At 72.2% G+C, this 17,011-nt stretch carries 18 protein-coding genes; 10 read left to right on the top strand and 8 right to left on the bottom strand.

What is annotated here, in order from left to right:
* The first annotated feature begins 4 nt into the window (after positions 1–4).
* The 6 genes from B0675_RS38850 (at position 5) to B0675_RS38825 (ending at position 6,101) form a co-directional block, all read left to right on the top strand.
* Entirely contained in the window at positions 5–1,021 is a 1,017-nt protein-coding gene (locus B0675_RS38850) for a phosphotransferase (protein ID WP_179165560.1), read from the top strand.
* Positions 1,022–1,077: 56 nt separating this feature from the next.
* Complete coding sequence (locus B0675_RS38845) at positions 1,078–1,614, top strand: VOC family protein (RefSeq protein WP_081224475.1); 537 nt, start codon at positions 1,078–1,080, stop codon at positions 1,612–1,614.
* Between the two features lie 101 nt (positions 1,615–1,715).
* Entirely contained in the window at positions 1,716–2,513 is a 798-nt protein-coding gene (locus B0675_RS38840) for an SDR family oxidoreductase (RefSeq protein ID WP_081224607.1), read from the top strand.
* Positions 2,514–2,626: 113 nt separating this feature from the next.
* Entirely contained in the window at positions 2,627–4,162 is a 1,536-nt protein-coding gene (locus B0675_RS38835; protein WP_081224474.1) for a CYTH and CHAD domain-containing protein, read from the top strand.
* Positions 4,163–4,373: 211 nt separating this feature from the next.
* The gene (locus tag B0675_RS38830) at positions 4,374–4,745 is read left to right on the top strand and encodes a DUF2255 family protein (protein WP_081224473.1); all 372 of its coding nucleotides are present in this window, start codon (positions 4,374–4,376) and stop codon (positions 4,743–4,745) included.
* A gap of 447 nt (positions 4,746–5,192) precedes the next feature.
* Positions 5,193–6,101, top strand: a complete 909-nt coding sequence (locus B0675_RS38825; protein WP_081224472.1) for a TauD/TfdA family dioxygenase — start codon at positions 5,193–5,195, stop codon at positions 6,099–6,101.
* A gap of 57 nt (positions 6,102–6,158) precedes the next feature.
* Here B0675_RS38825 and B0675_RS38820 read toward each other — a convergent pair whose 3' ends face one another.
* The 3 genes from B0675_RS38820 to B0675_RS38810 form a co-directional block, all read right to left on the bottom strand.
* Positions 6,159–7,094 carry a M48 family metalloprotease gene (locus B0675_RS38820; RefSeq protein WP_081224471.1) on the bottom strand — a complete coding sequence of 312 codons (936 nt, stop codon included), beginning with the start codon at positions 7,092–7,094 and terminating at the stop codon, positions 6,159–6,161.
* A complete protein-coding gene (locus B0675_RS38815; RefSeq protein ID WP_081224470.1) occupies positions 7,091–7,462 on the bottom strand; it encodes a BlaI/MecI/CopY family transcriptional regulator in 372 nt (123 codons plus the stop codon). The genes B0675_RS38820 and B0675_RS38815 overlap by 4 nt, the downstream gene beginning before the upstream one ends.
* A 173-nt stretch (positions 7,463–7,635) precedes the next feature.
* The gene (locus B0675_RS38810; RefSeq protein ID WP_081224469.1) at positions 7,636–8,193 is read right to left on the bottom strand and encodes a TetR/AcrR family transcriptional regulator; all 558 of its coding nucleotides are present in this window, start codon (positions 8,191–8,193) and stop codon (positions 7,636–7,638) included.
* 78 nt (positions 8,194–8,271) lie between these two features.
* On the opposite strand from B0675_RS38810, the gene B0675_RS38805 reads away from it, so the two are divergent.
* Entirely contained in the window at positions 8,272–9,549 is a 1,278-nt protein-coding gene (locus tag B0675_RS38805) for an MFS transporter (RefSeq protein WP_081224468.1), read from the top strand.
* 60 nt (positions 9,550–9,609) lie between these two features.
* Here B0675_RS38805 and B0675_RS38800 read toward each other — a convergent pair whose 3' ends face one another.
* On the bottom strand, positions 9,610–9,825 hold the full coding sequence (locus B0675_RS38800; protein WP_081224467.1) for a hypothetical protein: 216 nt from the start codon (positions 9,823–9,825) through the stop codon (positions 9,610–9,612).
* Between the two features lie 224 nt (positions 9,826–10,049).
* Here B0675_RS38800 and B0675_RS38795 point away from each other — a divergent pair, with 224 nt between their 5' ends.
* Entirely contained in the window at positions 10,050–10,676 is a 627-nt protein-coding gene (locus B0675_RS38795) for a sugar O-acetyltransferase (RefSeq protein ID WP_081224606.1), read from the top strand.
* Between the two features lie 46 nt (positions 10,677–10,722).
* Here B0675_RS38795 and B0675_RS38790 read toward each other — a convergent pair whose 3' ends face one another.
* The 4 genes from B0675_RS38790 to B0675_RS38775 form a co-directional block, all read right to left on the bottom strand.
* The gene (locus tag B0675_RS38790) at positions 10,723–11,142 is read right to left on the bottom strand and encodes a CBS domain-containing protein (RefSeq protein WP_081224466.1); all 420 of its coding nucleotides are present in this window, start codon (positions 11,140–11,142) and stop codon (positions 10,723–10,725) included.
* A 198-nt stretch (positions 11,143–11,340) separates the two neighbouring features.
* Positions 11,341–12,342 carry a helix-turn-helix domain-containing protein gene (locus B0675_RS38785; RefSeq protein WP_179165559.1) on the bottom strand — a complete coding sequence of 334 codons (1,002 nt, stop codon included), beginning with the start codon at positions 12,340–12,342 and terminating at the stop codon, positions 11,341–11,343.
* A gap of 212 nt (positions 12,343–12,554) precedes the next feature.
* Complete coding sequence (locus tag B0675_RS38780) at positions 12,555–13,013, bottom strand: hypothetical protein (protein ID WP_241540183.1); 459 nt, start codon at positions 13,011–13,013, stop codon at positions 12,555–12,557.
* Positions 13,014–13,221: 208 nt separating this feature from the next.
* A complete protein-coding gene (locus B0675_RS38775) occupies positions 13,222–13,941 on the bottom strand; it encodes a DinB family protein (RefSeq protein ID WP_081224463.1) in 720 nt (239 codons plus the stop codon).
* A 241-nt stretch (positions 13,942–14,182) separates the two neighbouring features.
* Between B0675_RS38775 and mgrA the strand changes: the two genes are divergently transcribed.
* Complete coding sequence (mgrA, locus tag B0675_RS38770; protein WP_081224462.1) at positions 14,183–15,232, top strand: L-glyceraldehyde 3-phosphate reductase; 1,050 nt, start codon at positions 14,183–14,185, stop codon at positions 15,230–15,232.
* Between the two features lie 297 nt (positions 15,233–15,529).
* A complete protein-coding gene (locus tag B0675_RS38765; RefSeq protein WP_081224461.1) occupies positions 15,530–16,999 on the top strand; it encodes a PepSY domain-containing protein in 1,470 nt (489 codons plus the stop codon).
* Positions 17,000–17,011: the final 12 nt, after the last annotated feature.

The following is a 17,011-nucleotide window of genomic DNA, read 5'->3' as shown; positions in this document are numbered from 1 at the left end:
GGACATGGACGCCGTACGCAGGGTGGTGACCCGGGACGACCTGGACGCCGTCGCACGGGCGGTCTTCGGCAACGGGCGGCGCCTCAGGGGTGTTTCACGTCTGCGCGGAGGCAGCAAGAAGGGCGTGTACCGTCTCGACCTCGACGACGACTCCACCGCCGTCGTCTACATCTGGGACGACTCCGAGAACTACTGGCCCGCCACAGGCGCCGGCGCCGACCGGCTCGAGGACCCGTTCTCGCCCGCCTCCGGCCTCGACCTCTTCGAGGCCGCCCACCGGAATCTCCGCCAACTCGGCATCCGTACAGCCCAGTTGTTGCTCGCCGACCGGAGCGGGAGCCTCTGTCCGGCGGACCTCGCGGTGGTCGAGGACGTGCCCGGGGACAATCTGGAGTCCCTGCTCCGTCGGGACCCGGTCCGGGCAGCCCCCGTGATGGCCCGACTGGCGGAGGTACTGGGCGTGATGCGGGGGCATGCCGGGCCTCGCTTCGGGAAGGTCGCTCTCGTCGACGGGGGTGGATCCTCCGACGGTGCCTCCTGCGAACAGGTCGTTCTGGACCGAGCCTTCGACGATCTGACCGAGGCGGCCGCCCGGGATCCGCGCATCGCGGCGTCCCACGATCGACTGCGCCGCGTCGTGGGCGACCTGGCGGCGAGGGTGCCCGCGCGCTCGCGCTACGGACTCGTCCACGGCGAACTCGGCCCGGATCACGTGCTGGTGGACCGGGACGGGCAACCCGTTCTCATCGACGTCGAAGGCCTGATGTTCTTCGACGTCGAGTGGGAACACGCCTTCCTCCGGCTGCGCTTCGGCGAGCACTACGCCGGGCTGAGCGGCGGTGACCTGGACGAACATCGCATGACCTTCTACACCCTGGCGATGCACCTGTCCCTCGTCGCCGGGCCGTTGCGCCTCCTGGACGGAGACTTTCCCGAGCGGGACGTCATGCGGGGAATCGCCGAGCACAACCTCCGCGAGGCGCTGGCGTTCCTGCCCGCGACCAAGGCGGACAGGACCTGACCTCATGCGCGCCTATCGTCACGCAGAAGCCGTTACCGACAGCTGGGAGACGCACCGTGACGTCCGAGTACAGCAGCGCCGCTCCGGCGGGCTACACCACCGTCGCACCCTGGGTCGTCACCGACGACACGGGTGCCTTCCTCGACTTCGTCACCCAGGTGTTCGGCGGCGAGGAGCTCGGCCGCGTGACGACCGAGGACGGTCTGATCGGCCACGGTGAGATCCGGATCGGGGACACCGTCGTCCTCGCCTTCGACCGGCACCCCGACTGGCCGAGGCTGCCGAGCCTGTTGCGGGTCTTCGTCCCCGACGCCGACGCGGCGATGGCCCTGGCCGTCGCAGCCGGCGGCGAGGTCGTGACGCCGCTGTCCGACGACGCCTTCGGACAGCGCGGCGGACGCGTCAAGGACCCCTTCGGCACCATCTGGTGGGTGATCAGCCACATCGAGGACGTCCCCGAGGACGTGATGTGGAAGCGACTTCAGGAACCGGTCTACGCCCGGGCGATGCGGGTGGCCCAGGAGACCCTCGACGCGGAACTCGGCGGCCGGGCCCGGGGACAGGGAAGCGCACCGGTCAGGCCGAGGGGCTGACGTCGTCGCACCGGGCCCGTCGCCGCCCGGTGTCTCGATCGGACCGGGTCCCGTGAGGAATCCGGGTGAACCGCGCAGCCGTGCCTGCCACCATGGAGATCATGACCGACGCGACGCCCGAGCAGGGCCGGCAGGGCAGGGGAGAGCCGGGGCGCCCCCTGGCCCTGGTGACCGGGGCGAGCCGCTCCGCGGGCATCGCCGCCTCCGTGGTGCTCGACCTCGCGCGGGCCGGCTGGGACGTCGCCTTCACGTACTGGACTCCGTACGACGCCCGGATGGAGTGGGGCGTGGAGGCCGAGGCGCCCGCGGAACTGGAGAAGAAGGCGGCGGCGCTCGGGGCGCGAACCCTCGCGGTCGAGGCGGACCTGTCCGACCCGGCCGTCCCCGCTCACCTCTTCGACACCGTCGAACGCGAGCGGGGGAGCGTGACCGCGCTGATCCTCTGCCACTGCGAGTCCGTCGACTCCGGGCTCCTCGACACCACCGTGGAGAGCTTCGACCGGCACTTCGCCGTCAACGCGCGAGCCACGTGGCTGCTCATCCGTGAGTACGGGCTTCGCTTCCGGGGACAGCACGGGAGCGGCCGGATCATCAGCCTGACCAGCGACCACACCGCCGGCAACCTGCCGTACGGAGCGAGTAAGGGCGCCATGGACCGGATCACCCTGGCCGCCGCCCGCGAACTCGCCGCCCTGGGCGTCACCTGCAACGCGATCAACCCGGGGCCGACGGACACCGGCTGGATGACCGAGGGCCAGAAGACGGACCTGATCGCCGCGACCCCCCTTGCCCGCCTCGGACTGCCGCAGGACTGCGCGCACCTGGTGACCTTCCTCTGCTCGCCCGACGGAGGATGGATCAACGGCCAACTCGTTCAGAGCAACGGCGGCATCGCGTAGACGGCGGGGGCGAACGCGCCGCAGGCCCCGGACGAGGCGGCAGCGCACAGCCCACAGCCAGAAATGGACGTATGTACGGGTTTGATCCCCGCGAATAGGTCTACGCGATCTGTATGGCCCATTCGACCCGCGAGACCGAACGCAAGTACGCGCCGCCCGCTGAAGGCATCTCCTGGCTGCCCGAGCTGACGGGTGTGGGCCCCGTCGCCGAGCTCGTGGACCAGGGGGTGCAGGACCTGGACGCCGTGTACTACGACACCGAGGACCTGCGCCTCTCCCGCAGCCGCGCGTCCCTGCGGCGCAGGACGGGCGGCACCGACGCCGGCTGGCATCTGAAGCTGCCCCTGCCGGGCGACAGCCGCGAGGAGATCCAGGCGCCCCTGTCCTCCGAGGACGTCCCGGAGGAACTGCGCGACCTCGCGTTCTCCCGCACCCGCGGCGCGCCGCTCCGCCCGGTGATCCGGATCCGCTCGGCCCGCTCCCTCCACCACCTGCTCGACGCCGAGGGCGCCGTCCTCGCCGAACTCAGCGTGGACGAGGTGTCCGCCGAGGCCCTGCTCGACGACGGCGGCCGCGCGACGTGGCGGGAGATGGAGGTCGAACTGGCCGAGGACGGGGACCCCGCCCTTCTGGACACCGTCGAGGAAGCGTTGCGCGAGCACGGCGTCGAGCGCGCGCAGAGCCCCTCCAAGGTGGGCCGCGGACTGCGCGAGACCACGTCCCTCCTCGACGGCGGGACGAACCCGCGCGCCGACGTCGCCCCGGGATCGGCCGGTGACCACGTACTCGCCTACGTGGACCGGCTGGCCGCGGACCTCACGGACCTGGACCCCGCGGTGCGACGCGAACTGCCCGACTCCGTGCACCGGATGCGGACCACGACCCGTCGTCTGCGGGGCTGCCTGCGCTCCTACCGTTCCGTGCTCGACCGCGAGGCCACCGACGTCCTGCGGCAGGACCTGAAATGGCTCGCCAACGAACTCGGCGTGGAACGCGATCACGAAGTGCTCCGTGAGCGGCTGACCACCGGAGTGAGCGAACTGCCCGGCGAACTCGTCCTCGGCCCGGTCGGGGCACGGCTTCAGACGTGGGACGCGGAGCAGCGCACCGAGGCCCGTCGCCGCACCCTCGACACACTCGCCTCGCCCCGCTACCTGAAGCTCCTGGAGAACCTGCGGACCCTGACCGATGCCCCGCCACTGCGCGCCAAGGCGGCAGGTGACCCCGGGAAGGTCCTGAGCAAGGCCCTCCTGAAGGAGTACGACCGGCTCGCGGCCCGGATGGAGCCCGCCCTCGACATGACACCGGGCCCGCAGCGGGACGCCGCCATCCACGACGCCCGCAAGGCCGCCAAGCGGCTGCGCTACGCCGCCGAAGCGGCCCGCCCCGCGCTGGGGAAGCCGGCCGCGCGTCTGGGCGGACGCGCCAAGACCGTACAGCAGGTCAGCGGTGCCCAGCACGACAGCGTGGTGACCTGTGACCTGCTGCGAGACCTGGCGGTCTCGGCGCACTCGGCCGGGGAACCGGGGTTCACATGGGGCCTCCTGTACGGCCAGGAGCGGGCCTCGGCGAGGTCCCGCGAGCGCCGGCTTCCCGAGGCGTGGGCCCGCGTGCGCGGGGCGGCCCGGCCCGAGAAGCTGCGCGGCTGACCCACGGCCTCTCCTGTACGACCCGGCTCGGCCCACGCGGACCGGGGATCGCGCGCCGGGCGCCGCGTGGCGATGGCGCGCTTCCGCTGGCGAGCCCTTCGGCCGCGGGCGACGGTGGGACCGGCAGGACGGGACGGCCGCCGCAGATGTCGCGGCCGACGCCTCGACGGCACCGTCCGTGCGACCGCGTACGACCGGGAAGGGAACGCGCATGACGAAGTGGATCGAGACCGAGGTGGGGAAGATCGGCGCCGCAGAGGAGCTGGACCTGCAGTCCGAACGCACCGACGGCACCCTGCGCACCCCGGTGACCATGTGGGTGGTCCGCGTCGGCGACCAGCTCTACGTCCGTTCGGTCAAGGGCACCGACGGTCCCTGGTACCGAGGCACGCAGTCCCGCCACGAGGGCGTCGTCGAGGCGGGCGGCGTCCGGAAGGACGTCACCTTCGTCGAGGCCGGGCCGGGCGAGTACGCCGATGTGGACGCCGCCTACCGCGCCAAGTACGGGCACTACACGACGATCGTCGACACCGTTCTCACGGAGCAGGCCCGCACCTCCACCCTGCGGCTGGATCCCCGCTGAGGCCCCGCGGGGCCGACCGGCACCCGCGCGGACCGTACGAACGCGGGCCCCTCGTCCGGATCGTCGGAGGCGTCACCGCCGTTCCACAGCGTGGACGGCTCCTGGTGCGATGCCGTCCGGCTGCTGTACAACTTTCCTCGTGATCCACGAAACGTTGGTGCGCCGTCTGGTCGTCGACCTGTGCCGCCGCGCCGTTTCGTGTTGTTGATCCTCCACGTCTGAGGCGCCGCAGCCCCGCCCGGGACACCTCCCGGCCGAGGCGGGCCTCGATCCCGCCGCCGTCGCGCGTCCCGCGGCGGCCGTGGCGACCTCCCTCCGGCTGCGGTCGCGGCCACCACGCGTCGCGGCGTTCGTCCCCCCCTGGTGAACGAGGCCGCCCTCCCAGGACTCCGCGCGGTGCTCCTCAGCAAGCGTCCGAGAGACCGACCCGATGGAAGGAGCGACGGCATGACCGTCATCAGCGAGCAGACGCACGAGGCAGAACCGATCCGACCGCACCGACGCGACAGCGCAGGACCACGCGTCGTCCCGCTCGGACCGAGCTTCGGCGCCGAGGTGTACGACGTAGACCTCGGCCGACTGGACGACGACCAGGTCGCGGCGCTGCGGACCGCCCTGGTCACGCACAAGGTGCTCTTCCTCCCCGGCCAGGACATCGACGACCGCGCGCAGATCGACTTCGGACGACGACTCGGCGAGCTGACCGTCGGCCACCCGGTCCACGACTCGGGCGACGTGCCCGACGAGGTGTACTCCCTCGACAGCCAGGACAACGGCTTCGCCGACGTCTGGCACACCGACGTGACGTTCGTACGGCGTCCCCCGGCCGTCTCCGTCCTGCGTGCCGTGGTCCTCCCGCCCCGCGGCGGCGACACCTCGTGGGCGGACAGCCAGCTGGCCTACGAGTCGCTGACGCCCGGACTGCGCGCGCTGATCGACCCGCTCACCGCGGTGCACGACGGGAGCCGCGAGTTCGGCTACTACCTCGCCCAGCAGCGGAAGGGCCGCGGAAACCTCTGGGAGGGGGAGGTGTTCACCGACCTGGTCCCGGTGGAGCACCCCGTCGTGCGGGTCCACCCGGAGAGCGGCCGCAGGGGGCTGTTCGTGAATCCGGGCTTCACCTCGCACATCGCCGGGGTCTCCGAGCACGAGAGCCGCGGCATCCTCGACATCCTGTACGCCCACCTCACCAAGCCCGAGCACACGGTCCGCCACCGCTGGCAGCCCGGCGACGTGGCGATCTGGGACAACCGCGCCACCTCCCACTACGCCAACCGCGACTACGGCGACCAGCACCGCGTCATGCACCGCATCACCCTGCGCGGCGACGTACCCGTCGGTCCTGCCGCGCCGTAGCCCCGGCCCTCGGGGCACGGAGCCCGCAGCTCCCCGTTCCCGGCAGGACCACCCGAGTCAGTCCGACGGATGCTCGCCCTGGGCGATCTCTACGCCTCGGTGCACCGAGACGGCCCCAGCCAGGGCCGAGCTGCCGGCCAGACCGATCACGGTCGCGACGATCAGCATCGCGGGCGCCAGACGGCGGACGGGCGCGTGGGTCAGAAGGGCCTTCACGCGCGCGGGGACCGGTCCGCCGACCGCACCCGGGGTGACGCTGGACAGCGGCGTGTGTGCGCGGGTGGTGGCCAGCGCGGCGTGTCCCACGGCGTGCGCGGTCAGGGTCCTGTCGCCCGCCGAGCGCGCCGCGGCCTCGTCCGCCGCGCGCTCGGCGGCGAAGGACACCTGACGGGTGACGGCAGCCAGCGCGGGGTGGCACCAGCCGGCCAGCTGGGCGGTGGCGAGGAAGAGATGATGCCGTCCGGCGAGATGGGCGCGCTCGTGGGCGAGCAGGATGCTCCGCTCGCCGGGCGTCAGCGCGCGCAGCATGCCGGTGGTCACCACGATCCGGTCCGCGCCGCGACGGCCACCGGGCAGGGCGTAGGCGTCGGGCCGGGTGTCGTCGACGACACAGACGCCGCCGGCCTCCGGGACCCCGGCGACGTCGAGATGGGCCGCGCGCAGGCGGCGTACCTCCCACAGCGCCCTGCGGACGGCGGTGACGCACAGGACGGCCAGAGCGCCGCCCGCGAGGACCGAGACGGCCATGACCAGGGCCGTAGGCCCGGCGTCGAGCGGGTGGACCAGATGCGCGAGGCCGGCGACGGCGGGGACGGAGAGGGCCAGGGGGAGCAGCAGCACGCCCAGGCAGGCCAGCACCCCCACGGCCAGGGCCGCGGACGCGGACGTGAGGGTCCACAGGGCGGTCTCGGGACGGACCCGCTCGACGACGCGCCGGGCCAGCAGGGGCAGCGCGAAGGGCAGGACGAGTGGAACGAGCAGGAGAGCGATCACCGGCCGCCCCCCTCCAGAAGGCGCCGCAGCTCCGCCTCGTCGTGGGGGCTGAGGCGCTCGACGAAGCGCGCCAGCACCATGCTCCGGTCGTCGTCCTGGTCGAGCTCGCGGTGCATCCTGCGGGCGGTCAGGCCGTGTGAGTCCGCGACGGGGAAGTACGCGTACCCGCGGGCGGCGGGGCTGCGTCCCACCGCGCCCTTCTCGTGCAGACGAACGAGCAGGGTGGCCACGGTCGTGCGGGCCAGGGGCTGCGGAATGGCGGCTCTGACCTGAGCGGCCGAGAGCGGCTTCCCCGCGGCCCACAGGGCCGCGAGCACGCTGGCCTCCAGCTCGCCCGCCGGCCTGCGCTCACCGTCCGAGTCCGTCATCGCTTCGTCCTTCCCCACTCGCCTGCGGCACCATGCGCCGACTACAAAATGGTAGACGCTCGGCTCGCCGGGCGGACCGCCGAGGACGGATCGCCCCGCTTCGCCCGGCCGCCGGCCTGCGGGGGTGCATCACGCAGACCAGTCGCGCGGGCGCGGCCGGGGCCTGTGACCGGTCAGGACGCCGCGAGGAACGAGTCCACGAGCCGCCGTGCCCAGTCGGGCGAAGCGGGTCGTGCGCTGAAGATCGCCCGGTAGTAGAGCGGACCCAGCAGGGAGTCCACCGCGCTCTCGACGTCCGGCGCCTCGCCGCCCCGGGAACGCTCGCGCTCGATGATGGCGCTGAGCTGTTCGTGGCGGTCCGCCGTGCAGGCGCAGCCGCCCTCAGGCCCCGAGCCGATCGTGGCGCGCATCAGCGCGAGCGTGTCCGGGTCCGTGAGGTCGGTCGCCACGTCCTCCATCCAGCGCTCCAGGTCACCGCCGAGCGAACCGGAGTCCGGCACGACCACATCACCGCTGAACCTGCTGGTGGCGACGTCGTTCAGCAACTGCGCCGCCGAGCCCCAGCGTCGGTAGACGGTCGTGGCGTGCACGCCGGCGCGGGCGGCGACGGCCGGGATCGTCAGGGTCTCCGAGGGCTCCTCCGCGAGGAGTTCCCCGACGGCGCGATGGACGGCGGCCCGCACCTTCGCGGAGCGGCCACCGGGGCGTACCTGAGCTGAAACGTCAACCATGGCGGAATTATCGCACTGATCGCTGCGTTAGTGCTAGCGTCGTTAACGCATTGATCGCTGCGTTTGGAGAGAGTCGTCATGCCCGGTTCCGCCCCGCCCCAGAGCAAGAGCTCCTCGCTCGCCGTCGACACCCCGCCCGCCCGCGGCCGACGCGAGCTCGGCCGGCCGGCCGCCTTCGTCGCGCTGGCCGTCGTTTTCGTCCTCTTCATGGCCGCCTCCAGTGCGCCGTCCCCGCTCTACGTCGTCTACCAGCAGGAATGGCACTTCTCGGCGACCACCCTCACCACCGTCTTCGCGGTCTACGTCCTGGGAATGATCGCGGCCCTCCTCGTCCTCGGCGCACTCTCCGACCACCTCGGCCGCCGCCCGGTCCTGCTGTCCGCCATCGCCCTCGAAGCGGTGTCGATGGTCCTGTTCCTCACCGCGGACGACATCAGCCTGCTGATGGTCGCGCGCCTGGTCCAGGGCATCGCGACCGGCGCCGCCATGACCGCCCTCGGAGCCGCACTGGCCGACCTCAACCCGGCCCACGCGCCACACCGGGCCGGCGTCGTCACCGGCGCCGCCCCCACGTTCGGGCTCGGACTCGGCGCCCTGGGCTGCGGATTCCTCGTCCAGTACGGGCCGCACCCCACCCGCCTCGTGTACGCGCTGCTGCTGGCCGGCCTGGTCGTCGCCGGGGCGCTGCTCCTGGCGCTTCCCGAGACCTCGCTGCGCCGCCCCGGTGCCGCCCGCTCCCTGCAGCCCCGCCTCAAGGTCGCCGCACACCTGCGGGCCGACCTGCTGGGACTGGTGCCGATCCTCGTCGCGAGCTGGGCCCTCGGTGGCCTGTACCTCTCGCTGGGGCCGTCCGTGGCCGCCGGACTGTTCGGACTCTCCAACCACGTCGTCGGCGGGCTGGTCGTCACACTCCTGACCGTGCCGGCGTCGCTGACCGCACTGGCGCTGCGCGGCTGGCCCGTCGGGCGCACCCTGGCACTCGGCGCGAGCCTGCTGCTCGCCGGGACCGCCGTCGCCCTGTCCGGGGTCGAGGACCACTCCCTGACCCTGGCCGCGCTCGGCACCGTCATCGCGGGCGTCGGCTTCGGCGCCTCGGCCCTCGCCAGCTTCGGCACCCTGGCCCGGATAGCCGCCCCCGCCGAACGGGGCGAACTGCTCTCCGTCGCCTTCGTGATCTCCTACGTCTCCTTCAGCGTGCCCGCCGTGGTCGCCGGCATCGCCGTCACCCACACCGGGCTGCACGAGACCTCGGTCGTCTATGCCGCGACGGTCGCCTTCCTCGCCGCCCTCGCCCTGATCGCCCAGTGGCTCCGCTCGCAGCGCACGCCGGCCCGGGGAACCTGCCCGCAGGCGTGACGAAGCCCGGCGGGGCGTGAAGCGGGACGCACGGCCTGATGTCCGCCTGCGCGGCGGATGTCAGGCCGCGTCGCGCCGTCGGTCGCTCCGCCTCTCGCCTTCAGGTGCGGCGGCGCCCGCCTTCGCGCCCTTGACCAGGCGGAGATGTCGGGCGCGCCCATGGCGCGCCGTGTGCGTCGGAGCGGCGTTGAGTACGCGGTCTTCGAGGCGGTCCATCGCGTAGAGCAGAGCTCCCTGGGCCGGCAGCAACAGGAGAGCGACCACTATCACCACCATCCCCCCTTCGGTCGACGTCGACCGGCGGGTGCCCCGTGGTGGCCGTGACCATGGGGCCCATTCCGTGGAGGTTCGGTGACCGATGGACGAGGCGCGGCGGACGGTACGGCGAAGGCGTCCGGCGGCCGTCCGTGACGCCGATGCGCCTGGCTCCCTCCAACGCGTAGGCTCGCGAAGGGAGTTGGCGAGGAGAGCGTCGTATCGTGCACCGGGAGGTCGGACCGATGGAGAGTTCCGCTGGATCGCGGAAGGACGAGGAAGCGGTCCTGGCCCGCATCGCCGAGGGTCATGTCTATACGGAGTCCGAGGCGGCCTTCCAGAACGCTCGCCGTCGCACCGACGAGATCTTCGCGTACAACCACACACCCCCGAGTGAGACCGACAAGCGGCGGGCCCTGCTCCTCGCCATCCTGGGGTCCGTGGGGGAGCGCACGGTCCTGCTGCCGCCGTTCCACGCGGGGTTCGGAAGCAACGTCCACATCGGCGACGACTTCTTCGGCAATGTGAACCTGACGTTCGTCGACGACGTGGACATCCGTATCGGCGACGGCGTCATGATCGCGCCCAGCGTCACCCTGACCACGACCGGGCACCCCGTGCACCCCGCGCGACGTGTGGACTTCGCCCGGTTCTCGGAACCGATCGTGATCGAGGACAAGGTCTGGATCGGCGGCAACGCGGTCGTCCTGCCCGGCGTCCGCATCGGATACGGATCGGTCGTGGGCGCCGGCAGTGTCGTCAGCCGCGACGTCCCGCCCATGAGCGTCGCCGTCGGAACTCCCTGCCGTGTGCTCCGCCGGGTCACGGACCAGGACCTGAGGACGCGCGCCGCCGGCACCCTCGACGGCTGAGACGGCCTACGGGACCCGCACACGCGTCACCGGCGGCTCTCGAACGTCACGCGTCGGGCGGGGCGTTGGTGATGGCGGAGAGGACGGAGCCGGGCTCGTTCTCGACGGCGATGTCCCCGAGAGTGACGATGCCGACCGGGAGGCCGTCGTCGACGACGGGGATGCGCCGGACGGCGCGTTGGCGCATGAGGCCGATCGCCCGGTCGAGGTCGTCGTCGGGGGAGACGGTGACCAGTACGTCGCTGCACGCCTGCTCCGCCGTCACCTGGTCGATGTTCCCTCCGTGACACATCACGCGGATCACCAGATCCCGGTCGGTGACGACACCGCGGAGCCGCCCGCGTTCGGTGACCAGCACGGCGCCGATGTCCTCGTCGCGCATGTACCGGGCGACCTCGGTGACGGGAGTCCGGGGCGAGACCGACCGCGGGGGACCGGTCATCACGTCGCGCACTGCCTCGGTCATCGCATCGCCTTTCGCCATGAAGACAGGTCTCTTCTCTTCCAACAGCCTTCCGACCCCCTCGACTTCGTCGCTCGCTGTCCCGCCCGGGCCCGGTCGGCCTGTGCCTCGAAGAGCACAAGTGCCCCCGGACGGCGTCGGCAGTCGGGACCGGCGGCGAGGAGTCCCGGCCGTACGCGGCCGGAGGCGCCCTGAACTCCCTCAGAGCAGCCGCGAACCCGGGTCCAGCAGGGCCAGGCCCAACGGGGTGGCCGTGTGGACGACCGTCTTGCCGTCGCGCCGGCTGACGATCAGATCCGCCTTGCGCAGGACGGAGGTGTGGTGGCTCGCGGTCGCCGGCGAGATCTTCAGACGCCGGGCCAGGTCCGTCGTTCCGCAGCCCGCGACGGTGGCGCGCAGCACCGCAGCCCGGGTGCGTCCGAGCAGGTCGTCGAGCGCGTCGGCGCCGGGCTCGACGATCCCTTCCCACAGGGTCGTGCCGTCGAGCGCGTCACGCACGCTCGGGACGGCCAGGACGGGTGGCTGGTCCGGGTCCAGCGGCGCCTGGAGGAGTTCTATCTCCTGAGAGGAGAACAGGGTCGGTGCGACGACGAGACCCCGACCTCCCAAATGCACGTCCTCGTCCCGTGGATGCCGTATCTCGAGCACCGGAGGCCGCCAGCGGACAAGGGGCCCGCAGAGCGACGCGAGGAGACGGTCGACGCCGCCCTCGGCGAGCGAACCCACGTAGGCGGCACGGGCCTGTGCGAGATGGGTGCGCAGACCGGCCCAGTACGGTGCGACGGTCAGGCCGTGACAGGCGCGCAGGGCGGACGCGACCTGGAGCCGGGCCTCACGGTCGCCGTCCACCAGGTTCCGCGCGAAGGACCGGTGCGCCGGGCGGAAGTCGATGTTCTCGAGTTCGACGCGCACCAGATCGCGCGGGGCTCCGAGCAGATGCTCCACCGCCTCGTCGATGGACGCCGAACGGCCGGCCAGGCTCACCACGTCGACAAGCGGCCCTCGGGACGGCATCAACGCGGCCAGCGGGAAGGCCTGTTCGCGCAGTCGGCCCCGGACGGCCACCTGCCAGCGCCGGAAGGCGGGACCGCCGCCGCGGTCCATCAGCATCCGCACGCTGTCGAACGTCTCCGCCGCCACACCGATGGTGGGCGCCACGCGGGTCCGCATGAGGTCCTCGGCAGTGAAATGGATCCGCTTCACCGAGGCCCCGTTCGCTGTGCCGTTGTACGCACAGCAGTCTCGGTTCGGGGCGGCGTTCCGCGCAACGGTCGATCAGGCCAGAGTTGTCGGGACCGGCGTGACGCCGGGACCGGCGAACAGACGTGGTCGGCCCAGCCGGTGCCCGTGCCCGTACCGCTGTTGGTCATGGTGAAGGTCCGGACGCGGTGAACGCCCGCGCCCAGCGGGCCGGTTCAGATTCCTCGCGCGTCGGCCAGGACACTCGCCCGCTCCATCATGCGGGTCGGCTCGCTGCCGTCGGCCCACGCGTCGTTGAAGGTGGGAACCGACTCCACCGACGGGCCGAACCTCCGGCGGATGGCCTCCAGCAGCACCTCCATGGCCTGCGCCTCAAGCCGGCGGTCGCCGCCCGATTCCCGGCGGATCGCACCCTGTGAGCACAGGGCCCCGTCCTCGTCGATCAGCGCTCCCGCGCACCAGCCGGCCTCCCGCAGCCGCAGGGAGGCCCGGTGCAGGAGCGCCGCGACCGGAGTCGCGTACGGGCCGGGGGTTCGGGCCGGCGCGGCGGGAACGGGCGCGGTCGTGATCCGGGACCAGTCGACCGGCACCGTGTCGAGGTGAGCGGTGTTCACCTCGTAGGCCACCGCCGCTACCGCGAGCCGGGTGTCCATGTGTCGCTTGACGGCCTCCATCCGCGCCTCCAGCCCTTGGAGGCGGCCCTGTTCAGGGCCTGCCCCGGAGGGCGGCGGGGCGCCGCTGGGCGGATCTGTCGGGACCGGGGCAGGTGTCGTGCGCGTGGAGAGTTGCATGCTGGATGGATTCCAGCCGGACGCCCGCGCCCAGCACCGCCGGACGGGTGACGCAGGGCACGGCGCGGTCCGGCGCGCAACTCGGGCCGGATTACCCGCCGGTCGTCGAGCGGGCCCTCCACAGGTCCCGGAGCAGGGCGATCTCGGCCATGTGGTGGATGAACTCGAGGTTGGACCCGGCCAGGACGGAGACGTAGGGGTCGTCGGGATCGGAGCCGTACGGGTACTGCGAGAAGCCGACGGTGTCGAGCTGTTCCTCCGTGAGGGTGCCGACGCTGTCGCGCCAGCGGTCGATCAGGGCCCAGAACCGTTCGAGCGCGAGGGCCGCGGAGGGGGTGAAGTCGACCAGCTCCTTCGGTTCCCGGCGCCGATCGCCGAAGGTCCACTCCCAGCCGCCCTGGAAGTGGAAGTGCAGGTGGGCGATGCGCCACGCGATGGTCGTGACCGGTGTCTCGTCGGGCTCCGGCTCACCGGTGCGGGCGAGGACCTCGCGCACCCGCTCGACGCTCACGCTCCAGTCCTCGGCGATCTTGTCGACCGTCATCCCGTCCGCGGCCTGCCGAGCGACCTCGGCGTACTCGCTCGCCGGGATGTCCGCCGCCCCCAGATCCATCACCCACGCGCCCGGTCCGAACGCCCTGGGCGTCGTCGCCTCGGCCCGGGGGCGGAGCGACCAGCTTCCGGGCGCCGGTTCCCACAGGTACTCCTCGTCGCCGAGTCCCGTGAGCCGGACCTGGGCCGCCTCCCGCGCCTTGTCGAACTGTTCCAGCAACAGGCCCAGGCGATCCATGCGCGTGCCCTCGGTCCCCATGTCCGGCCCCTTCCGCGGTCGCGTCGTGCCCCACACAGGGCAGGGCGGAACCTAACGGCTCACGGCACGGGGCGCGACCCATTTCCCTCCGCGGAGGGAACCCCGCGATTCATGACCCGTACCGCTGAATCGCAGCGGACCGAGCGGTTGGACTTCGCCACAAAGGCGGCGCAGAGTTGACCCGTACCCCCTTTCGATCAGCGAAAAGGGCCCCATACCTGTCGCCGGCGGAGAACACACCATGAGCCATGTCCCTGATCCCAAGCGCTACGACGGCACCATGCGCTACCGGCGCACCGGCCGCTCCGGACTCGACCTGCCGCTCCTGTCCCTCGGGTACTGGCACAACTTCGGTGACGACAAGCCGTTCGAGACGCAGCGGGAGATCGCCCTGCGGGCGTTCGACCTCGGGATCACGCACCACGACCTGGCGAACAACTACGGGCCGCCCTACGGCTCGGCGGAGATCAACTTCGGCCGGCTGATGCGGCAGGACCTGAAGCCGTACCGCGACGAGCTGGTCGTCTCCACGAAGGCCGGCTGGGACATGTGGCCCGGCCCGTACGGCCAGGGCGGCGGCTCGCGGAAGTACGTGCTCGCCTCACTGGACCAGTCCCTCAGCCGAATGGGCCTGGACTACGTCGACATCTTCTACTCGCACCGGCTGGACCCCACCACGCCGCTGGAGGAGACGATGACCGCCCTGGACACCGCCGTCCGCCAGGGCAAGGCGCTCTACGTCGGCATCTCCTCCTACGACACCGAGCGCAGCCGCCAGGCGGCCGCCATCCTGCGGGAACTGGGCACGCCCCTGCTGATCCACCAGCCCTCCTACAACATGCTCAACCGGTGGGTCGAGACCGACGGGCTCCTCGACGCCGCCGACGACGAGGGGTTCGGTGTCATCGGCTTCACCGCGCTCGCGCAGGGGCTGCTCACCGGCCGTTACCTCGACGGTGTCCCGAAGGACTCGCGGGCCGCACAGGACAAGTCCTTCGACACGGGGTGGCTCTCCGAGGAGACGCTGCGCCGCCTGCGGGCCCTCGACGAGATCGCCGGGCGGCGCGATCAGAGCCTCGCCCAGATGGCACTCGCCTGGGCCCTGCGCGACGAGCGGGTCACCTCCCTGGTGATCGGCGCCTCCCGTACCGAACAGCTGGAGCAGAACGTCGCGGCGCTCGACAACCTCGACTTCTCCGACGAGGAACTGCGCGAGATCGACGAGCTGACCACCGGTAGCTTCAGCGTCGACCTGTGGAGCGACGCCCGCCAGGGCACCCTCGACGGCTGACCCCCCGGTCCGCCCCCGCTTTCGAACGAGCCGACGGCGGGGTCGAACGGCTCCGACGCTCCTTTGCCTCTGGTGCCCCCGTACGTACGCGTACGGGGGCACCACGCGTCGGTGCGGGGCATCGGAAAGGAACGTGGACCGGTCCGGGAACTCGAGCGTGCCTCCGCGCGACTGTCTGAGGGCAGCGGCCGAAGTGCGGCCGGTGTAGGGCGTCGTCGCGGCGGGTCTTCGGCGGACGCCGCCCTGCCCTGCACGCTGACGGCGCCTTGTGCGCCGCCGACAGAGCGAGGTCCGACCATGTCCGTCAGCTCCGAGATACCCGACCTGCCCGGCGCGGGCACCGAAAGACCGGAGTCCGGGGTACGACCGCCCGCACCGGCGGGGCGTCGGACGGGCCTCGGCGCGCTCCTGGTGCGGCTCCACTTCTACGCCGGTGTCCTGGTGGCGCCGTTCCTGCTCGTCGCCGCGGTGACCGGCCTCCTCTACACCTTCACGCCGCAGCTGGACGCGTTCGTCTACGACAGGGAGCTGAGCGTCGCCCACACCGGCGACAGCACCAGGCCGCTCGCCGGACAGGTGGCCGCCGCGCGCGCCCGGCACCCCACCGGCACGCTGATCGCCGTGCGTCCGGGAACGGGCGACGCGACCACGCAGGTGGACTTCGCGCTGCCCGAACTTGGCGAGAAGGCGCACACCGTCTACGTCGACCCGTACACGGACGAGGTGACGGGGCAGCTGACCACCTGGTACGGCAGCACTCCGCTGACGACGTGGCTGGACGACCTCCACCGGAACCTGCACCTGGGCACGGCCGGCCGGTACTACTCGGAGTTCGCCGCCAGCTGGCTGTGGGTCCTGGTCCTCGGCGGGCTGGTCCTCTGGTGGCGCCGACAGCGTGGAGGCCGGACGGCACGGCGACTGCTGCTGCCGGACCGGACGGCCAAGCGGGGGGTACGGCGCACCAGAAGCCTGCACGCCGTGACGGGCGTGTGGCTCGCGGTCGGTATGCTGGCCCTCTCCGCGACCGGTCTGACCTGGTCGCGCTTCGCGGGCGAGCACTTCTCGCAGGCGCTGGACTCCCTGCGGTCCGGCACCCCGGGGGTGTCCACCACCCTGTCGGGTTCCCCGGCCGGTACGGCGGGCGGCCATGACCACGACGAGGGCGGGACGGACGCCCGCAAGACGGGGAGTGTCGATCCCGCGTCCGTGGACGGAGTCCTGGACGCGGCCCGGGACGACGGCCTGGACGGCCCGGTGGAGATCGCCGTACCCCAGGACGACGCCACGGCATGGACCGTCTCGCAGACCCGCGACCTGTGGCCGGTCGGTCGTGACAGCCTCGCGGTCGACGCCTCCACCGGCCAGGTCGTCGACCGGGTGGACTTCGCCGACTGGCCGCTGCTGTCCAAGCTGACGCGCTGGGGCATCAACGTCCATATGGGCACCCTGTTCGGTGTCGCCAACCAGGTGCTGCTGGCCGTCCTGGCCGTCGGCCTGATCTGCGTGATCATCTGGGGCTACCGCATGTGGTGGCAGCGTCGGCCCACCCGCGCCGACCGCCGTGCCGCCCTCGGTGCGCCTCCGGCCCGTGGTGCCTGGCGCGGCGTCCCGTCGGCGGGCCTGGCCGTCGGTGTCGTCGCCGTCGTGGCGCTCGGCTGGGCCCTGCCCCTGTTCGGTGTTCCGCTGGCCGTGTTCCTGGTCGTCGACCTCGTCACCGGAGTCGTCCGGCGTCGCCGGGTCGCGCAGCCTTCGGGCGGCCGACCGTGACGAACGAGCGTG

Origin of the sequence: Streptomyces sp. M41(2017) (assembly GCF_002078175.1) — a bacterium.
Classification (GTDB): Bacteria; Actinomycetota; Actinomycetes; order Streptomycetales; family Streptomycetaceae; genus Streptomyces.
This window is presented reverse-complemented; position numbering and strand designations above follow the sequence as displayed.

What these genes read in the sequence shown, in the direction of transcription:
- B0675_RS38850 (WP_179165560.1), top strand. Translation starts at nt 5, where the DNA reads ATGGACGCCGTACGCAGGGTGGTGACCCGGGACGACCTGGACGCCGTC.
- B0675_RS38840 (WP_081224607.1), top strand. Translation starts at nt 1,716, where the DNA reads ATGACCGACGCGACGCCCGAGCAGGGCCGGCAGGGCAGGGGAGAGCCG.
- B0675_RS38835 (WP_081224474.1), top strand. Translation starts at nt 2,627, where the DNA reads ATGGCCCATTCGACCCGCGAGACCGAACGCAAGTACGCGCCGCCCGCT.
- B0675_RS38830 (WP_081224473.1), top strand. Translation starts at nt 4,374, where the DNA reads ATGACGAAGTGGATCGAGACCGAGGTGGGGAAGATCGGCGCCGCAGAG.
- B0675_RS38825 (WP_081224472.1), top strand. Translation starts at nt 5,193, where the DNA reads ATGACCGTCATCAGCGAGCAGACGCACGAGGCAGAACCGATCCGACCG.
- B0675_RS38815 (WP_081224470.1), bottom strand. Translation starts at nt 7,462, where the DNA reads ATGACGGACTCGGACGGTGAGCGCAGGCCGGCGGGCGAGCTGGAGGCC.
- B0675_RS38810 (WP_081224469.1), bottom strand. Translation starts at nt 8,193, where the DNA reads ATGGTTGACGTTTCAGCTCAGGTACGCCCCGGTGGCCGCTCCGCGAAG.
- B0675_RS38805 (WP_081224468.1), top strand. Translation starts at nt 8,272, where the DNA reads ATGCCCGGTTCCGCCCCGCCCCAGAGCAAGAGCTCCTCGCTCGCCGTC.
- B0675_RS38800 (WP_081224467.1), bottom strand. Translation starts at nt 9,825, where the DNA reads ATGGTGGTGATAGTGGTCGCTCTCCTGTTGCTGCCGGCCCAGGGAGCT.
- B0675_RS38795 (WP_081224606.1), top strand. Translation starts at nt 10,050, where the DNA reads ATGGAGAGTTCCGCTGGATCGCGGAAGGACGAGGAAGCGGTCCTGGCC.
- B0675_RS38790 (WP_081224466.1), bottom strand. Translation starts at nt 11,142, where the DNA reads ATGACCGAGGCAGTGCGCGACGTGATGACCGGTCCCCCGCGGTCGGTC.
- B0675_RS38780 (WP_241540183.1), bottom strand. Translation starts at nt 13,013, where the DNA reads ATGGAGGCCGTCAAGCGACACATGGACACCCGGCTCGCGGTAGCGGCG.
- B0675_RS38775 (WP_081224463.1), bottom strand. Translation starts at nt 13,941, where the DNA reads ATGGGGACCGAGGGCACGCGCATGGATCGCCTGGGCCTGTTGCTGGAA.
- mgrA (WP_081224462.1), top strand. Translation starts at nt 14,183, where the DNA reads ATGAGCCATGTCCCTGATCCCAAGCGCTACGACGGCACCATGCGCTAC.
- B0675_RS38765 (WP_081224461.1), top strand. Translation starts at nt 15,530, where the DNA reads ATGTCCGTCAGCTCCGAGATACCCGACCTGCCCGGCGCGGGCACCGAA.